The 14,271-nt window shown below is 66.9% G+C and carries 18 protein-coding genes; 13 read left to right on the forward strand and 5 right to left on the reverse strand.

Annotated elements, in window-relative coordinates:
- Positions 1-30: 30 nt before the first annotated feature.
- The 13 genes from fusA (at position 31) to rpsQ (ending at position 8,683) form a co-directional block, all read left to right on the forward strand.
- Entirely contained in the window at positions 31-2,106 is a 2,076-nt protein-coding gene (gene fusA, locus FV228_RS02605; protein ID WP_147853160.1) for an elongation factor G, read from the forward strand.
- A gap of 72 nt (positions 2,107-2,178) precedes the next feature.
- Complete coding sequence (tuf, locus tag FV228_RS02610) at positions 2,179-3,369, forward strand: elongation factor Tu (RefSeq protein ID WP_147853161.1); 1,191 nt, start codon at positions 2,179-2,181, stop codon at positions 3,367-3,369.
- A gap of 79 nt (positions 3,370-3,448) precedes the next feature.
- Positions 3,449-3,757, forward strand: coding sequence for a 30S ribosomal protein S10 (gene rpsJ / locus FV228_RS02615; protein ID WP_007569268.1), 309 nt, complete (start codon positions 3,449-3,451; stop codon positions 3,755-3,757).
- 50 nt (positions 3,758-3,807) lie between these two features.
- Positions 3,808-4,545 (forward strand): 50S ribosomal protein L3, encoded by a 738-nt coding sequence (rplC, locus tag FV228_RS02620; protein WP_058194332.1) that lies wholly within the window; start codon positions 3,808-3,810, stop codon positions 4,543-4,545.
- Positions 4,545-5,165, forward strand: coding sequence for a 50S ribosomal protein L4 (rplD, locus tag FV228_RS02625; protein WP_147853162.1), 621 nt, complete (start codon positions 4,545-4,547; stop codon positions 5,163-5,165). Before rplC ends, rplD begins: the two co-directional genes overlap by 1 nt.
- A complete protein-coding gene (locus tag FV228_RS02630; protein WP_007569272.1) occupies positions 5,162-5,458 on the forward strand; it encodes a 50S ribosomal protein L23 in 297 nt (98 codons plus the stop codon). The genes rplD and FV228_RS02630 overlap by 4 nt, the downstream gene beginning before the upstream one ends.
- Positions 5,459-5,483: 25 nt before the next feature.
- Positions 5,484-6,320 carry a 50S ribosomal protein L2 gene (gene rplB, locus FV228_RS02635; protein WP_147853163.1) on the forward strand — a complete coding sequence of 279 codons (837 nt, stop codon included), beginning with the start codon at positions 5,484-5,486 and terminating at the stop codon, positions 6,318-6,320.
- Positions 6,321-6,325: 5 nt separating this feature from the next.
- A complete protein-coding gene (gene rpsS, locus FV228_RS02640) occupies positions 6,326-6,604 on the forward strand; it encodes a 30S ribosomal protein S19 (protein WP_007569276.1) in 279 nt (92 codons plus the stop codon).
- 1 nt (position 6,605) lies between these two features.
- Positions 6,606-6,992: a 50S ribosomal protein L22 gene (gene rplV / locus FV228_RS02645; protein ID WP_147853164.1), complete on the forward strand. Its 387-nt coding sequence runs from the start codon at positions 6,606-6,608 to the stop codon at positions 6,990-6,992.
- A 10-nt stretch (positions 6,993-7,002) separates the two neighbouring features.
- On the forward strand, positions 7,003-7,743 hold the full coding sequence (gene rpsC, locus FV228_RS02650) for a 30S ribosomal protein S3 (protein WP_147853165.1): 741 nt from the start codon (positions 7,003-7,005) through the stop codon (positions 7,741-7,743).
- Between the two features lie 11 nt (positions 7,744-7,754).
- Positions 7,755-8,168, forward strand: a complete 414-nt coding sequence (gene rplP / locus FV228_RS02655; protein ID WP_007569280.1) for a 50S ribosomal protein L16 — start codon at positions 7,755-7,757, stop codon at positions 8,166-8,168.
- Positions 8,169-8,180: 12 nt separating this feature from the next.
- A complete protein-coding gene (gene rpmC, locus FV228_RS02660) occupies positions 8,181-8,396 on the forward strand; it encodes a 50S ribosomal protein L29 (protein WP_058194328.1) in 216 nt (71 codons plus the stop codon).
- Positions 8,397-8,416: 20 nt separating this feature from the next.
- Positions 8,417-8,683, forward strand: coding sequence for a 30S ribosomal protein S17 (gene rpsQ / locus FV228_RS02665; RefSeq protein ID WP_147853166.1), 267 nt, complete (start codon positions 8,417-8,419; stop codon positions 8,681-8,683).
- Positions 8,684-8,726: 43 nt separating this feature from the next.
- Here rpsQ and FV228_RS02670 read toward each other — a convergent pair whose 3' ends face one another.
- From FV228_RS02670 to FV228_RS02690, 5 genes are all read right to left on the reverse strand, one after another.
- Positions 8,727-9,008 carry a type II toxin-antitoxin system RelE/ParE family toxin gene (locus tag FV228_RS02670; RefSeq protein WP_147853167.1) on the reverse strand — a complete coding sequence of 94 codons (282 nt, stop codon included), beginning with the start codon at positions 9,006-9,008 and terminating at the stop codon, positions 8,727-8,729.
- Entirely contained in the window at positions 9,005-9,229 is a 225-nt protein-coding gene (locus tag FV228_RS02675) for a hypothetical protein (protein WP_147853168.1), read from the reverse strand. The genes FV228_RS02670 and FV228_RS02675 overlap by 4 nt, the downstream gene beginning before the upstream one ends.
- A 106-nt stretch (positions 9,230-9,335) precedes the next feature.
- Positions 9,336-10,433, reverse strand: a complete 1,098-nt coding sequence (gene recA, locus FV228_RS02680; protein ID WP_147853169.1) for a recombinase RecA — start codon at positions 10,431-10,433, stop codon at positions 9,336-9,338.
- A gap of 163 nt (positions 10,434-10,596) precedes the next feature.
- Entirely contained in the window at positions 10,597-13,302 is a 2,706-nt protein-coding gene (locus tag FV228_RS02685) for a PAS domain-containing sensor histidine kinase (protein WP_147853170.1), read from the reverse strand.
- Between the two features lie 191 nt (positions 13,303-13,493).
- Positions 13,494-14,271, reverse strand: a 778-nt coding sequence (locus FV228_RS02690) for a flagellar type III secretion system protein FlhB (protein WP_147853171.1), incomplete at its 5' end; no start/stop codon positions are given.

Below are 14,271 nucleotides of genomic sequence, written 5' to 3' on the forward strand. Positions count from 1 at the left end.
GCGGTTCCGCCGTCTCTCAGGAGCAATCCGATGCCCCGCACGCACGCGATCGAGGACTACCGCAACTTCGGCATCATGGCCCACATTGATGCCGGGAAGACCACGACCACGGAGCGGATCCTCTACTACACCGGAAAGTCGCATAAGATCGGCGAAGTCCACGACGGCGCCGCCACCATGGACTGGATGGAGCAGGAGCAGGAGCGCGGCATCACCATCACGTCCGCCGCGACGACGTGCTTCTGGCGCGAGAAGCGCCTGAACATCATCGACACCCCCGGCCACGTCGACTTTACCATCGAGGTCGAGCGTTCCCTGCGCGTGCTCGACGGCGCCGTCTGCGTGCTCGACGGCAACCAGGGCGTCGAGCCCCAGACAGAGACCGTCTGGCGCCAGGCCGACAAGTACGACGTCCCGCGCGTCGTGTTCGTCAACAAGATGGACAAGATCGGCGCGGACTTCTTCAAGTGCGTGGCCGACATCATCGACCGCGTCGCCGGCAAGCCGGTCTGCCTGCAGCTGCCGATCGGCTCGGAGTCCAGCTTCAAGGGCGTGATCGATCTCATCAAGATGAAGGCGATCGTCTGGTCCGGTGAGACCCTGGGCGCCGACTTCTCCGAGGTTGAGATCCCCGAAGAGCTCAAGGACCAGGCCGTCGAGTACCGCAGCAAGCTGGTCGAGGCCTGCGTCGAACTCGATGACGAGGCCATGGTGGCCTATCTCGACGGCACCGAGCCGGATGCCGAGACGATGCACAAGCTCGTGCGTCGCGCCGTGCAGCTGCGCGCCTTTCATCCGGTGCTCTGCGGTTCGGCCTTCAAGAACAAGGGCGTGCAGCCCCTGCTCGACGCGGTGGTGGATTACCTCCCCTCCCCGGCCGATCGCGGAGACGTCGACGGCCTCGACTTCAAGACCGAGGAGCCGGTCGTTCGTCACCCGACGGATTCCGATCCCTTCTCCATGCTCGCCTTCAAGATCATGGATGATCCCCACGTCGGCACGATCACGTTCTGCCGCGTGTACTCGGGCAAGATCGAGTCGGGCGCCAACGTCATCAACTCGACGCGCGACAAGAAGGAGCGCGTCGGCCGCATGCTCCTGATGCACGCCAACAACCGTGAGGACGTCAAGGAGGCCTTCGCGGGCGACATCGTCGCCCTCGCCGGCCTCAAGGACACCCGCACCGGCGACACCCTGTGCGATCCGCAGAAAGCCGTGATCCTGGAGCGCATGGAGTTCCCGGAGCCGGTCATCGAGATCGCCGTCGAGCCAAAGTCGAAGGCCGATCAGGAGAAGCTCGGTATCGCGCTCGCCAAGCTCGCCGCCGAGGATCCGTCCTTCCGGGTCTCGACGGACCAGGAATCCGGCCAGACCATCCTCAAGGGGATGGGTGAGCTTCACCTGGACATCAAGGTCGACATCCTGCGCCGGACCTACAAGGTCGATGCGAACATCGGCCAGCCGCAGGTGGCCTACCGTGAGAAGCTGACCCGCCGTCAGGAGATCGACTACACCCACAAGAAGCAGACCGGTGGCACGGGCCAGTTCGCCCGCGTCAAGTTCGTCGTGGAGCCGAACGAGCCGGGTGCCGGCTTCCAGTTCGAGTCGAAGATCGTCGGCGGCGCGGTGCCGAAGGAGTACATCCCGGGCGTCGAGAAGGGCCTCAACTCGGTCCTCGGCGCCGGCGTGCTGGCTGGCTTCCCGGTGGTCGACGTCAAGGTCGAGCTGATCGACGGCGCGTACCACGACGTCGATTCGTCTGCACTCGCCTTCGAGATCGCGTCCCGGGCTGCTCTGCGCGAGGCGCTCCAGAAGGGTGGTTCGGTCCTGCTTGAGCCGGTGATGAAGGTCGAGGTCGTCTCGCCGGAAGAGTACACCGGTTCGGTGATCGGCGATCTCAACTCCCGCCGCGGCCAGATCCAGGGTCAGGACATGCGCGGCAACGCCAACGTCATCAACGCGATGGTGCCGCTGGCCAACATGTTCGGCTACGTGAACAACCTGCGCTCGATGTCGCAGGGCCGGGCGAACTTCACCATGCAGTTCGACCACTACGAAGAGGTGCCGCGCGGCGAGGCCGACAAGGTCATCGCCAAGTACGCCTAGGGCTACGACGCCTAGGGCTGCGCCGGAACTACCTCTTCATCCGCAACACGATTTCGAATTTAGGAGGCTCTGATGGGCAAGGAAAAGTTCGCTCGCACCAAGCCGCACTGCAACATCGGCACGATCGGTCACGTCGACCACGGCAAGACGTCGCTGACGGCGGCGATCACGAAGGTGCTGGCTGAGACGGGCGGTGCGACGTTCACGGCCTACGACCAGATCGACAAGGCCCCGGAGGAGAAGGCGCGCGGGATCACGATCTCGACGGCGCACGTGGAGTACGAGACGGCCAACCGGCACTACGCGCACGTCGACTGCCCCGGCCACGCCGACTACGTGAAGAACATGATCACGGGTGCCGCCCAGATGGACGGCGCGATCCTGGTGGTGTCGGCGGCCGACGGCCCGATGCCGCAGACCCGCGAGCACATCCTGCTCGCCCGCCAGGTCGGCGTGCCGGCGCTGGTGGTGTTCCTGAACAAGGTCGACATGGTCGACGACGAGGAACTCCTGGAGCTGGTCGAGCTCGAGGTGCGCGAGCTCTTGTCGAAGTACGACTTCCCGGGCGACGACATCCCGATCACCAAGGGCTCGGCGCTGATGGCGCTCGAGGACAAGGAGCCCAAGATCGGCAAGGAGGCGGTGCTGGCGCTGATGGCGACGGTGGATGCCTACATTCCGCAGCCGGAGCGTCCGATCGACCTGCCGTTCCTGATGCCGATCGAGGACGTGTTCTCGATCTCGGGCCGCGGCACGGTCGTGACGGGTCGCGTCGAGCGCGGCATCGTCAAGGTCGGCGAGACGGTGGAGATCGTGGGCATCCGGGCGACCACGACCACGACGGTGACTGGCGTTGAGATGTTCCGCAAGCTGCTCGACCAGGGCCAGGCGGGCGACAACGTCGGCGTGCTGCTGCGCGGGACCAAGCGCGAGGACGTGGAGCGCGGCCAGGTCGTGTGCAAGCCGGGTTCGGTGAAGCCGCACACCAAGTTCAAGGCCGAGGCGTACATCCTGACCAAGGAGGAGGGCGGCCGCCACACGCCGTTCTTCACCAACTACCGGCCGCAGTTCTACTTCCGGACCACGGACGTGACCGGGGTGTGCGAGCTGCCGGAGGGCACTGAGATGGTGATGCCGGGCGACAACGTGACCATGGACGTCACGCTGATCGTGCCGGTGGCCATGGAGGAGAAGCTGCGCTTCGCCATCCGCGAGGGCGGCCGCACCGTCGGTGCCGGCGTCGTCGCCGCCATCAACGACTAAGCCAGGATAGCATCCTTAGCAGGGCGCGGCGGGGACACGTCCTCGCACCCCCCGCCGTCCCTCTCAAGGTTTCAGGATTATGAACGGTCAGAACATCCGCATCCGCCTCAAGGCGTTCGATCACCGCATCCTCGATGCGTCGACCAAGGAGATTGTCTCCACGGCCAAGCGCACCGGCGCGACCATCCGGGGTCCGATCCCGCTTCCGACGCATATCGCGAAGTTCACCGTGAACCGCTCGCCGCACATCGACAAGAAGTCGCGCGAGCAGTTCGAGATGCGCACGCACAAGCGAGTGCTCGATATCGTCGATCCGACGCCGCAGACCGTGGACGCGCTGATGAAGCTCGACCTCGCCGCCGGCGTGGACGTGGAGATCAAGCTCTAAGTCCCGCCGGGATTTAGAGCTTACCGTTTCATCGCGCGAGGGAGAGACCTATGCGCTCAGGCGTCATCGCACAGAAGGTCGGCATGACCCGCGTCTTCACAGACGCGGGGGAGCATGTCCCCGTCACAGTGCTTAAGATCGATCAGTGCCAGGTGGTGGCCCACCGTACCGTCGAAAAGAACGGCTACGTCGCCCTCCAGGTCGGCGTGGGCAAGGCCAAGGTGAAGAACGTGTCGGCGGCCGAGCGCGGTCGTTTCGCGGTCGCCAAGGTCGAGCCGAAGAAGAAGCTCGCCGAGTTCCGCGTGTCCGAGGACGCGCTGATCCCGGTCGGCGCGGAGATCACCGCGGATCACTTCATCCCGGGCCAGTTCGTCGACGTGACGGGCACCACCACGGGTAAGGGCTTCGCCGGTGGTATCAAGCGCTGGAACTTCGGCGGCCTGCGCGCCACCCACGGCGTGTCCATCTCGCATCGTTCGATCGGTTCGACCGGCGGCCGTCAGGACCCGGGCAAGACCTTCAAGAACAAGAAGATGCCGGGTCACCTCGGTGTCGAGCGGGTCACCACCCAGAACCTGCGCGTCGTGCGCACCGATCCCGAGCGCGGCCTGATCCTGGTCGAGGGCGCGGTCCCCGGTGTCGCCGGTGGCTGGATTCAGATCCGCGACGCGGTGAAGCGTAAGCTCCCCGCCGACGTTCCGCTGCCGGGCAAGTTCCGTGAGAACGGCGCGTCCACCGAGTCCGCCCAGACCGCCCCCGAGGCCCCTGCGGCTGAGGAGACCGCCTGATGAAGCTCGATATCACCACTCTCGACGGCGCCGGCGCCGGCTCGGTTGACCTGAACGAGGAAATCTTCGGTCTTGAGCCGCGGGCCGACCTCCTTCAGCGCATGGTCCGCTGGCAGCTCGCCAAGCGGCGCGCTGGAACCCATGCTGTAAAGAACCGTTCGGACGTGAACCGGACCCGCAAGAAGCTGTACAAGCAGAAGGGTACCGGCAACGCCCGCCACGGCGCCGCTTCGGCTCCGCAGTTCCGCGGCGGTGGACGCGCCTTCGGCCCCGTCGTGCGCGACCACAGCCACGACCTTCCCAAGAAGGTCCGTGCCCTGGCCCTGCGCCACGCGCTGTCGGCCAAGGCCAAGTCCTCGACCCTGATCGTCGTCGACGACATCAAGATCGAGGATCACAAGACCAAGGGTCTCATCGAGCGCTTCGGCAAGATGGGCCTTTCGAACGCGCTGATCATCGGCGGTGCCGAGGTCGACGTGAATTTCGGCCGCGCCGCGCGTGCCATCCCGCAGATCGACGTGCTTCCCGTGCAGGGGATCAACGTCTACGACATCCTGCGCCGCAACACGCTCGTCCTGACGAAGGCCGCCGTCGACGCGCTGGAGGAGCGTTTCAAATGAGTGCCGATCCGCGCCACTACGACATCATCGTTTCCCCGGTCATCACCGAGAAGGCGACCAACCTGACCGAGCAGAACAAGGTCGTCTTCCGGGTCGGCCCGAAGGCGACCAAGCCTCAGATCAAGGAGGCGGTCGAGAAGCTGTTCGACGTCAAGGTCACGGCGGTGAATACCCTCGTGACCAAGGGCAAGAAGAAGATTTTCCGCGGTCTCCGCGGGCAGCGCTCCGACGTGAAGAAGGCGATCGTCACCCTGGCCGAGGGCCACACGATCGACGTCACGACCGGGCTCTGAGGACGGGTTTTAGGGATCCAAGCCGATGGCCTTGAAGACATTCAAACCGGTCACGCCGAGCCTGCGCCAGCTCGTGCTCGTCGACCGCCGTGAGCTCTACAAGGGCAAGCCGGTGAAGGCGCTGACGGAGGGCAAGAGTTCCTCCGGTGGCCGTAACAACCTTGGCCGCATCACCGTCCGCTTCCGCGGCGGTGGCCACAAGCGGGTGCTACGCAACGTCGACTTCAAGCGTCGCGAGCAGCTCGGCGTGACGGCGACGGTCGAGCGGATCGAGTACGATCCGAACCGCACCGCGTTCATTGCCCTGATCAACTTCCCCGACGGGAAGCAGAGCTACATCCTCGCCCCGCAGCGTCTGCAGCCGGGCGACAAGGTGGTGACCGGCGAGAACGTCGACATCAAGCCGGGCAATGCCGGTCCGGTCGGCTCGATGCCGGTGGGTACGATCATCCACAACGTCGAGCTGAAGATCGGCAAGGGCGGCGCGATCGCCCGCTCGGCCGGGAACTACGCCCAGATCGTCGGGCGCGATCAGGGTTACGTGACGCTGCGTCTGAACTCCGGCGAGCAGCGCCTCGTGCACGGCCAGTGCTTCGCGACCGTCGGTGCGGTCTCGAACCCGGACCACATGAACATCTCGCTCGGCAAGGCCGGGCGCAACAGGTGGCTCGGCAAGCGCCCGCATAACCGCGGCGTTTCCATGAACCCGGTGGATCACCCGCACGGCGGCGGCGAGGGCCGTACCTCGGGCGGCCGCAACCCGGTCACGCCGTGGGGCGTGCCCACCAAGGGGAAGAAGACCCGGTCCAACAAGCGGACCGACGTGTTCATCCTGTCCAGCCGCCACAACCGCAAGAAGTAATCGCTATGGCACGCTCTCTCTGGAAGGGGCCGTTCGTCGACGGCTACCTCTTCAAGAAGGCCGAAGCGGCGCGGGGCTCCTCGCGCTCAGAGGTCATCAAGATCTGGAGCCGCCGCTCCACGATTCTCCCGCAGTTCGTCGGGCTCACCTTCGGTGTGCACAACGGGCAGAAGCACATCCCGGTCTACGTCTCCGAGGAGATGGTGGGGCACAAGTTCGGCGAGTTCTCGCCGACCCGCACCTTCCACGGGCACGCGGCCGACAAGAAGGCGAAGAGGCGCTGAGATGGGCAAGCAAGCCACCCCCCGCGCGCTCCCCGAGAACGAGGCCAAGGCAGTTGCGCGCATGCTGCGCGTCAGCCCCCAGAAGCTGAACCTCGTGGCGCAGATGATCCGCGGCAAGAAGGTCGACACCGCGTTGGCCGAGCTGCAGTTTTCGCGCAAGCGCATCTCGACCGAGGTCAAGAAGTGCCTCGAGAGCGCGATCGCGAATGCCGAGAACAACCACGACCTGGACGTCGACGATCTCGTCGTCACCCAGGCCTTCGTGGGCAAGGCCCTCGTGCTCAAGCGCTTCCACGCCCGCGCCCGCGGCCGCGGCGCGCGTATCCTGAAGCCCTTCTCGAACCTCACCATCGTGGTTCGCGAAGTCCGCCAGGCCGAAGCGGCTTAAGGAGGATCTCATGGGCCAGAAAGTCAATCCGATCGGTCTCCGTCTCGGTATCAACCGGACCTGGGACTCCCGCTGGTTCGCCGGCAAGGGCGAGTACGCCAAGCTGATGCATGAGGACGTCGCGATCCGCGCCGCCCTCATGAAGCAGCTGAAGCAGGCCGCCGTCTCGAAGATCGTCATCGAGCGTCCGCACCGGAAGTGCCGCGTCACCATCCACTCGGGTCGCCCGGGCGTGGTGATCGGCAAGAAGGGCGCGGATATCGAGAAGCTGCGCAAGCTGGTCGGCACGATGACCAAGGCCGACGTGACGATCAACATCGTCGAGGTGCGCAAGCCCGAGATCGACGCCACCCTGGTGGCCGACTCGATCGCCCAGCAGCTCGAGCGCCGCGTCGCCTTCCGTCGCGCCATGAAGCGCGCCGTGCAGTCGGCGATGCGTCTGGGCGCCGAGGGCATCCGGATCAACTGCTCGGGTCGTCTCGGCGGCGCCGAGATCGCTCGCCAGGAATGGTACCGCGAGGGCCGGGTCCCTCTGCACACCCTGCGTGCGGACGTGGATTACGGCACCGCCACGGCGTTCACGACCTACGGCACTTGCGGCATCAAGGTTTGGGTGTTCAAGGGCGAGATCCTTGAGCACGACCCGATGGCCCAGGACAAGAAGGCCCAGGAAGAGGGTGGTCGCTCCGGCGGACGCCGTGAGCGCGATGGCGAGGGCGGCCGCGAGCGCGGACGCCGCGAGCACGCGTAAGGTAGGAAGCCATGCTGCAACCCAAAAAGACTCGCTTCCGTAAGCAGTTCAAGGGCCGCATTCACGGTGCGGCCAAGGGCGGCTTCGAGCTGAACTTCGGTCAGTTCGGCCTGAAGGCTGTGGAGCCCGAGCGCGTCACCGCCCGGCAGATCGAGGCGGCCCGCCGCGCGATCACCCGTGAGATGAAGCGCCAGGGCCGCGTCTGGATCCGGGTGTTCCCGGACGTTCCGGTCTCCTCGAAGCCGACCGAAGTCCGCATGGGCTCGGGCAAGGGCGCGCCGGATTACTGGGCCGCGCGTGTCCATCCGGGCCGGATCATGTTCGAGGTCGACGGCGTCGCCGAGGACATCGCCAAGGAGGCCCTGCGCCTCGGTGCCGCCAAGCTCCCGATCCGTACGCGGGTCGTCCAACGCATCGCCGACTGAACGGAGGGTATCGTGAAGTCGACCCAGAGAGTGTCTGATCTGAAGGCGTTGTCGCCGGATCAGCTGAACGACGAGTTGCTGAACCTCAAGAAGGAGCAGTTCAACCTGCGCTTCCAGGGGGCCACAGGCCAGCTCGAGAACGTCGCCCGCGTCCGTGAGGTCCGCCGCGACATCGCCCGCGTCCGCACCCTGCAGCGTTCGAAGACGCTGCAGGCGTCCAAGAGCTGACAGGGGCTTAGGAGAACACCATGCCGAAGCGCGTCCTGCAGGGCACCGTCGTCAGCGACAAGGGCGAGAAGACCATCGTGGTGAAGGTGGAGCGTCGCTTCACGCACCCGGTGATGAAGAAGACCGTGCGCCGTTCGAAGAACTACCATGCCCATGACGAGGCGAATGTCGCCAAGGTCGGGCAAACGGTGTTCATCGAGGAGTGCCGTCCCTTCTCGAAGACCAAGACCTGGAAGCTGGTCGAGGACCAGGCCTCCGCGGTCGTTGAGACCGGCGAAGCCGCCTGAGCTGTCTTCTCTCGACGGCCGCGGAGATGTCTGCGTCCGTCCGTTAGGCCGATCGGTCCTGTGCGGCGTCCCGGAGCGTGATGATTGTCACGATCTCCCGCCGCTCGTCGACCTGATAGTAGATGAGATACGGCAGTCGGGGCACCGCGAAAACGCGCACCCCCGGTCGGACGCCGCGGCCGACGTATGGGTGGCGCCTGAGAAGCTCGGCCGTCTCGCGGATCGCACCCTCGATCTTGTCCGCGGTGCCTGGATTTCGCTCCCGAACGTAGTCGGCGATTTCCGTTAGGCGCTGGACCGCACGGCGTGCGTAGACGAGCTTCACGCTCTGAAACGGCGGAAGGCAGCCCCGACCTCTTCGGGTGACGCGATGTCTCCGTGAGCGATCTCGTCGAGCCCTTCCAAGACATCCTTCAGATGGTCGGGATCAATCTCGCTCGGCGCGCCGACCTGCGCCATGTCGAGCATGGCCTGTGCGATGGCATCCTGCGCCTCAGGCGGCATCCGCCGAACTGTCTCGACGGCCTTTTCCAGAAGGTCGGTCACAGCCAGCTGCATCCTCAACGACGAACGGCCCCGGCGAATGCCTCGCCGGGGCCGTTGATTGTCCTCCGCGCGCGCTCGCACGGCAAGGGTTTGAGCTGCGGGCGGCTTATGCCTCGCCCTCGTCGAGGTCGTCCTCGGTCGGCTTGGCGTTCTCCAGGATCTTCTCGGCGACGAGGCCGGAATTCTGGCGGATCGAGGCTTCGATCTTGCCGGCAATCTCCGGGTTGTCGCGCAGGAACCCCTTCGAGTTCTCGCGACCCTGGCCCAGGCGCTGGCTGTTGTACGAGAACCAGGCGCCGGACTTCTCGACGATGCCGGCTTTCACGCCGAGATCGATCAACTCGCCGACCTTCGACACGCCCTCGCCGAACATGATGTCGAACTCGACCTGCTTGAACGGCGGCGCGACCTTGTTCTTCACGACTTTGACGCGGACTTGGTTGCCGATCGCCTCGTCCCGGTCCTTGAGGGTCGAGATTCGGCGAATGTCGAGGCGTACCGAGGCGTAGAACTTCAGCGCGTTGCCGCCCGTCGTGGTCTCCGGGCTGCCGTACATCACGCCGATCTTCATCCGGATCTGGTTGATGAAGATCACCATGCAGTTCGAGCGCGAGATCGAACCGGTGAGCTTGCGCAAAGCCTGGCTCATCAGGCGCGCCTGGAGGCCGGGCTGGCTCTCGCCCATCTCGCCCTCGATCTCGGCCCGCGGGGTCAGCGCGGCGACCGAATCGACCACCAGCACGTCGATGGCGCCGGAGCGCACCAGCGTGTCGGTGATCTCGAGCGCCTGCTCGCCGGTATCGGGCTGCGAGATCAGCAGGTCGTCGAGATTGACGCCGAGCTTGCGGGCGTAGATCGGGTCTAGGGCGTGCTCGGCATCCACGAAGGCGCAGACGCCGCCCTTCTTCTGGGCCTCGGCGATGGTGTGCAGGGCGAGCGTCGTCTTGCCGGACGATTCGGGGCCGTAGATCTCCACGACCCGGCCGCGGGGCAGGCCGCCGACGCCGAGGGCGATGTCCAGGCCGATCGAGCCGGTGGAGACGGTCTCGACCTCCTGCACCTTGTCGTTCTTGCCGAGCCGCATGATCGAGCCCTTGCCGAAGGCGCGCTCGATCTGGGACAGGGCGGCGTCGATCGCCTTGGACTTATCCTTGTCCTTCTCCGCCGGGGGCATGTCGACCACTTTCAATGCAGGCTGGGCCATCTGGCGGGCTCCTTATGAAGGGGTTGCGCGCCATTCACAACGCGCGGCAACACGGTGCTGATGTACCCTATTTGTTCTCTTTCGACAAGGGCGTCGGGGACGAGAACGCCGCCCCGATGGGGCGGCGCGCAGGTTCTCCACCAAGCTTGTTGCCGGCACGATGTCAGTCGGCCGCCATGGTCTTCTTCACGGTCTCGACGAGCTGCTTCAGGCTGAACGGCTTGGGCAGGAAGTTGAAGGCCTCGCCTTCGGGCAGGTTCTTGCGGAACGCGTCCTCGGCGTAGCCCGAGACGAAGATCACCTTCAGGTCCGGTTGGCTCTTGCGCACCTCGCGCAGCAGGGTCGGGCCGTCCATCTCGGGCATCACCACGTCGGAGACGACGAGGTCGATCGACTGGCTGCCGTCGCGCACGATCGCCAGGGCTTCGAGGCCGGAGGCAGCCTCCAGCACCGTGTAGCCCCGGGCCGAGAGGGCCCGGCTGTTGACCGCCCGGACGGGATCCTCATCCTCGACCAGCAGGATCGTCCCCTGCCCGGTATGGTCCGCGGCCGGCTTGCGTGGGGCCGGCTTCTCCGCGGGTTTCTGGGTGCCGGCGCGTTCGGCGGCCCCGGCCGGCTTCGCCGTCGCCGGCATGTCCGCCCGCGGCAGCGCCGGAACCGCAGGGGCGGCCTCCTCGGGCTCCGCGACAGGCACGTGCCGCGGCAGGTAGATCCGGAAGGCGGTCCCCTCCCCGATGGTCGACTGCACGTCGATGGTACCGCCGGACTGCTTGACGATGCCGAACACCGTCGAGAGCCCTAGGCCGGTGCCCTTGCCGATCTCCTTGGTGGTGAAGAACGGCTCGAAGATCTTCTCCATCAACTCGGCTGGGATGCCCTGGCCGGTATCGCGCACCTCGATCAGGACGTGGTCGCCCGCGGGCGCGCCACCGCGTCCCTCCACGGAGGCGGCCGGTCCCGGATCGGTCACGTTCTCGGTCCGGATCATCAGCTTGCCGCCGTCCGGCATCGCGTCGCGGGCGTTGACCGCCAGGTTCACGATCACCTGCTCGAACTGGTTGACGTCGGCCTTCACCGGCCAGACGTCGCGGCCGTGCTTCAATTCCAGGGCGACGCGCTCGCCGAGCAGCCGCTTGAGCAGCAGGGTCAGCTCCGAGAGCCCCTCCCCGACATTCATCACCTCAGGGCGCAGGGTCTGACGACGCGAGAACGCCAGGAGCTGGCGGACGAGGCCCGCCGCCCGGTTGGCGTTCTGCTTGATCTGCATGATGTCCTGGAAGGCCGGGTCGGTCGGCCGGTGGCTCGCGAGCAGCAGGTCCGAGTAGCCGATGATCGCCTGGAGGACGTTGTTGAAGTCGTGCGCGATGCCGCCGGCGAGCTGGCCCACGGCGTTCATCTTCTGAGCCTGGGCGACCTGCTGCTCCAGCTGCCGCTGCGCCGTGGTGTCGAGGGCGTACAGGATCACGCGCTCGGCCTCGTCGGCCTTGTGGGTGGCGTCGCTGCTGTCGGCCGGGCTGAGCCAGAGCCGCGCCGAGCGGCCCCCCGGGCCGCTGAGCTGGACTTCGATCGGCTCCGGGTCGGACAGGCCGCTGGCGGCGCGGGCGAGGCCGGCCTCCAGGGAGGCGCGGTCGACCACCGAATCGGCCACGTTGGGCTCGGCCCCCTGGGTCCCCTCCCCCTCTGGGCCGCCCTCGTCGACCTGGCGCGGCACCGTGCCGAACAGGCGCGTGAACGAGGTGTTGGCCCGGGCGATCCGGCCGGAGCGGTCCAGGGTCGCGATGGCGATCGGGGAATTGTTGAGGAAGCGGGCCAGACGCACCTCGGCCGCGCGCTGCGGCTCGTCGGTCTCGGCCCCGGCCGAGCGGTTGATCACGAAGGTCCGCGACGAGCCGGGCTTGCCGTCCTTGCCGAAGGCGACGCGGTGGTACAGCCGCACCGGCAGGGTGTGGCCGTTGCGGCGGCGCAGGTCGAGGTCGAACCGATCGGTGCGGACCTCCCCGGGCAAGCCGGCGGTGCGTACCAGCACGTCGGCCTCCGGAGCGATCTCGGTGAGGTGCGGGCCGCCGGGGCCGACGCTCGCCAGGTCATAGCCGAGCCAGGCCGCGAGCGTCGCGTTCATGTAGACGATCGCGCCGGCGGGATCGATCGACAGGAAGCCCGCCGGGGCGTGGTCGAGGTAGTCGATCGCGTGCTGGAGTTCCTGGAAGACGTTCTCCTGGCGCTCGCGCTCGGCGGTGATGTCGGCCACCGTCCAGAGTGCGGCGGCCCGGCGCGGGCGCGCCAGGGGCCGCACCGACACCCGGTACCAGCCGAAGCCGCGCTCGTTCGCCTGCGGCCCGAGCGGCGGCGACATTCGGATTTCTTCCGTATGCGCCCGTCCGTCCCGCGAGGCCTGCGACAGGCGGTAGACCGCCTCCGAGACCTCCGGCGAGCCGACCAGGATGCGCTCTACGGGCACGAGGTTCGAGAAGGCGTCGCCGCCGGCCACCCGCAGGTAGGCCTCGTTGGCGTAGATCAGGCGGCCGCCGTCCTCGACCACCAGCGCCCCGTCCGGGGAGGCGTCGACGATGCCCTTGGTGATGTCGTCCCGGGTCGCGGTGCCGCTGAGCTGAAGCGCCCCGATCGCCAGGGCGAACAGGAAGAACACGCCGGCCATCGCCAGCAGGGCCAGCAGCCAGACGATCAGCGATTGCGCCTGCTCGTTGGCCACGAAGGACAGGCCGATGGCGGCCCCGACCAGCAGGCCGGCGAGCACGAGCAGCAGACCGACCCGGCCCGGCTGCTCCGAGCGGTCGATCGAGCCGGTTCCCTGAGGGTTCGCGATCTGCGTGCCCGTCGCGGGCGCCGGAGGTCCAGTGACGTCGGCCATCGGCATCATTCCAGAACAATCACCCGGTTAGGCCCGCCGGCCATAGCAGGGCTCGGGCAGCACGGCATCACTCTCGTCGCGCCGGTCGTGTCGCGCCAAGCCTTGGCGCAGCCTTGCAAAAAAAGGTGGAGGAAGCGTGGCTTTTCTGGACTGAACCTTGCGATCGGCGTTCTGAATACCGGCCTTGGCGCCTAAGCCGCCCTTCGCCGCAGGCGCAGGACGAAGCCGATCACCTCAGCCACCGCCCGGTAATGCTCGGCCGGGATCTCGCGCTCGATCTCCACGGTGGCGTGCAGCGCCCGGGCGAGCGGCGGGTTCTCGATGACCGCGACGCCGTGCTCGGTCGCCACCGCGCGGATGCGCAGGGCCAGGGCGTCGACGCCCTTGGCGACGCAGATCGGGGCGGCCATGCCGGCCTCGTAACGCAGGGCCACCGCGTAGTGGGTCGGGTTGGTCACCACCACGGTGGCGGTCGGCACCGCCGTCATCATCCGCTTCCGCGCCCGCGCCATGCGGATCTGCTTCATGCGGCCCTTGATCTCCGGGTTGCCGTCCGCCTCCTTCATCTCCTGCTTCATCTCCTCCTTCGACATGCGGTGGCGCTTGCGCCAGCGGAAGCGGGCGTAGAGCGCGTCCCCCAGCGTGATCGCCAGGTGCATGCACAGCATGCCGGCGAGCAGCCGCAGGCTGAGGGACAGGATCGCGGGCAGGCTGCCGGCCGGATCGAGCCGGGCGAACACCTCCAGCCGGTCGCGGTCGTTCCACAGCAGCACGCCGCCGACGATGCCGACCGCGCCGATCTTGGCGAGCCCCTTGCCGAACTGGAACAGGGCCTCGATCCCCATCAGCCGCTTGACCCCGGCCATCGGCGAGATGCGGTCGAATTTCGGCATCAGGGTTTCGGTGGTGAGCACCAGCGGGTGCTGGAGGAGGCCGGCGGCGAGGCCGGCCGCGGCCGCCATCCCGACC

It is taken from the genome of Methylobacterium sp. WL18, from assembly GCF_008040015.1.
GTDB classification, from domain to species: domain Bacteria; phylum Pseudomonadota; class Alphaproteobacteria; order Rhizobiales; family Beijerinckiaceae; genus Methylobacterium; species Methylobacterium mesophilicum.